General features: G+C 74.0%; 1 protein-coding gene. It reads right to left on the bottom strand.

All coding sequences use genetic code 11. The features are described from left to right. Positions 1-416 (bottom strand): COG1470 family protein (locus BZL64_RS38805; protein ID WP_483025124.1); only part of this gene is annotated, 416 nt, incomplete at its 3' end. Between the last annotated feature and the right edge of the window lie 218 nt (positions 417-634).

Here is a 634-nt window from a genome sequence, read left to right as displayed (position 1 = left end):
GTGTTGCCGAGGTTGTCGATCGCGAGGCGTGGCCGGCCCCGGAACCGTCCCTTCACGGTCGGCGGCACCAGCTCGGCACGCACCTCCGTGAACGGCGTGACCGTCAGGTTCCCCTCCGGAACCGTCACCGCGTCCGGATGCTCGGTCGGCGTGATCCGCACGGCGTACGGGTTCGGACCCGCCGTCGCGTCCGGCGTACGAGGCGGAGCGAACGTCAGCTCCACCGTCCCCGTCGTACCGGGAAAGAGCCGCAGCGTCGGCGGCTCCACCGTCGTCCAGGGAGCCACACTCCCCACCGGCTCGAAGCGGTACTCGTCGACGACATCACCGGTGTTGCGCACCCGCAGCCGCACACGGGTGCTGGCGCCGGGGTCGACGGTCGCGGAGGCAGGTTCAAGAGAGGTCCACAGGCTCACCCACCTCACGCTAAGGGGTCCCCCCGACGCCGGTCAGAGGCCCTGGGGCAGCCCCATGTGCCCTGCGGCCCAGGGGAGTTGCCCTCGGGTCCCGGTCGGCGGGGTCGGCGGCGGACCGCCCGGGGAGGCTCCGCCCCGTGGAGGGACGAGGCCCGTTCGGGGCCGGCGGGGAAGTCCGGGTGCGGCAGCCCCCGGTGTCGGGACGGGAAGGGGCGGCG

The sequence above is a fragment of the Streptomyces bobili genome (genome assembly GCF_002154575.1).
GTDB classification, from domain to species: Bacteria; Actinomycetota; Actinomycetes; order Streptomycetales; family Streptomycetaceae; genus Streptomyces; species Streptomyces bobili.
The sequence above is the reverse complement of the archived record's forward strand: the minus strand, read 5'-3'. Positions and strand labels throughout refer to the sequence as shown.